We start from the raw sequence: 2,237 nt of genomic DNA, 5'->3' as shown, positions 1-2,237 counted from the left end.
GGGTTTTCACGAACGAGGCGCCGTCGCTCGGACGCGCGGCTGACGGCGGCGCGGCGCTCGCGGGCGCCCCGGTCACATCGGGCAGAGAGCGCTTGGCGCGCTCGATCTCTATGATGTCGCCGATCATTCGCAAGCGATCATTTGCAAGCGCCTCTCCGAATGCAGCCGTCACAACGTCAGGAGGTTGGCTTCCAGCAGCTCCTTGCGCGCGTAGCCTGCGGTCGCCTCGAAGGCATGCTTGATCGCCGCGATCGCGTTCTCGACCTCGGCCGGGCTCATGGCGTCGGCGCCGAACTCCAGTTGGCGGGCAAGTCCCGACAGCCTCTCGAAACCGAAGGTCGCCGACGAGCTCTTGATCGAGTGCGCTTCCCGCTTGAGCACCGAGCGATCGGCAAGCGAAGCAAGCCCGCTCATCTTGCTCAGCGTGTCCTCGAGGAAGGCGCCGAGCACCTCGGCGGCGTCCTCCGGGCCGACATCGCCGCAAAATTCGAGATAGACGGCCTTGTTGCAAATAGGAGCGTCGTTCATGCGATCAGCCTTTCCTGCTGCTGGGGCACGGACCTCGAGCGCAGCAAGGCTGCGCCGAGACGGTCTCGTGTGACGGGTTTGGTGACGAAATCGTTCATGCCTGCGCTGAGGCAGGCCTGCTCATCCTGGCTGGTCGCGTTCGCCGTGAGGGCGATGATATGGATGTCGCAGACAGGCGACGGCAGTTGCCGGATCATGCGCGTCGCGGTGAGGCCGTCCATCTCCGGCATCATCATGTCCATCAGCACGAGGTCATAGGTCCCCTTCTGGGCCGCGGCGACCGCCTGCACCCCGTTCTCGACCAGATCGAGCTTGTACCCCATCTTCTCCAGCAGCTTTCGGATCACGAACTGGTTGGTCAGATTGTCCTCCGCCACCAGGATCTTCAGCGGGCTCTCCTCACAGCCGGCGGCCGGCGGCGATGCCGCGCTGCTCGCGCCCTGCGCTGCCTGCTCCTGCTCCAGTGCCAGCGCTTCGGACGCTTCGGCTTCGGTCTGCGCCCTCACCAGCACGGAGAAGGTGAACGTGCTGCCCTGGCCGAGCGTACTCTGGACCAGGATATCCCCGCCCATGCACGCCACCAGGCGCTTGGAAATGGCGAGCCCGAGGCCGGTGCCGCCGAAGCGGCGCGAGATCGAGCTGTCGACCTGCGAGAACTCGCGGAACAGCCGCGTGATGGCATCCTGGGGAATGCCGACCCCGGTGTCCTTCACCGAGAACACCAGCCTCGTCTTCGCATCGGTCTTGGCATCGGTGTTGGCATCGGTCTTCACACCGGTCTTCACATCGGTGTTGGCGTCGGCCACGGTTTCAGCGGTGATGACGATCTCGACGCTGCCGGATTCGGTGAATTTGATGGCGTTGCCGACCAGGTTGAACAGCACCTGGCGGATGCGGGCGGGATCGCCGATCACGACCTTCGGGACGTCGCTGCCGATCGTCGACGTCAGGCTCAGTCCCTTGGCCCTGGCGCGGGACATCAACAGATCGATCGTGGTCTGGACCGTGCGGCGCACCTCGAATTCGATCTGCTCGATCTCCAGCCGTTCGGCGTCGAGCTTTGAGAGATCGAGCACGTCGTTGAGGATCTGCAGCAGGTAGTCGGCGGATTCCCGCAGCGTCGTCGCGATCTTCTTCTGCTCGGCGGCGAGGTCGCCGCCGATCAGGAGGTCCGCCAGGCCGATGACGCCGTTCATCGGCGTCCTGATCTCGTGGCTCATCATCGCCAGGAATTCGGAGCGCGCGCGCGTCCCCGCCTCGGCCGCGTCGCGCGATTTCGCCAGCCCGTTCTGGTAGCGGATCATCAGGACGGTGACGACGACGATGAACAGGCTCAGGAGGATCGCCGCCATGAGATTCTTGTCGCGGTCGTGCTGGTAGGCCGCGAACACCTCCTCGGTCGCCTGCGCCACGACGACGACCAGTGGATAATCCGCGACCTTGCGGAAAGAGGAGATGCGATTGACACCGTCGATCCGGCTGCGGCCGATCAAGGTGCCGCTGGTCTCGTGCATGAGGGCTGCCATCAGCGGACCACCGGCGGTCGACGCGCCCACCGCGACCGGGCCGCTCGAGCCGCGGGCGCGGACGATGCCGTCGAGGCCGATCAGCGTGACCGCGCCCTGCTTGCCGATGTCGACCGAATCGTAGAACCGCGACAGGTATTCGGGATCGAGTGAGACCACCACGACGCCGGCGAACGAGCCATC

The 2,237-nt window shown here is 65.3% G+C and carries 2 protein-coding genes; both read right to left on the bottom strand.

What is annotated here, in order from left to right; translation table 11 throughout:
• Positions 1-168: 168 nt before the first annotated feature.
• Complete coding sequence (locus WCB02_RS12190) at positions 169-528, bottom strand: Hpt domain-containing protein (RefSeq protein WP_423958469.1); 360 nt, start codon at positions 526-528, stop codon at positions 169-171.
• On the bottom strand, positions 525-2,237 hold a 1,713-nt coding region (locus WCB02_RS12185), incomplete at its 5' end, for a response regulator (protein WP_423958468.1). The genes WCB02_RS12190 and WCB02_RS12185, both read right to left, overlap by 4 nt.

Source organism: Bradyrhizobium sp. (assembly GCF_049581145.1).
Classification (GTDB): Bacteria; Pseudomonadota; Alphaproteobacteria; order Rhizobiales; family Xanthobacteraceae; genus Bradyrhizobium.
The sequence above is the reverse complement of the archived record's forward strand: the minus strand, read 5'-3'. Positions and strand labels throughout refer to the sequence as shown.

Coding starts and splice junctions, on each gene's coding strand:
- WCB02_RS12190 (WP_423958469.1), bottom strand. CDS start 528: ATGAACGACGCTCCTATTTGCAACAAGGCCGTCTATCTCGAATTTTGC.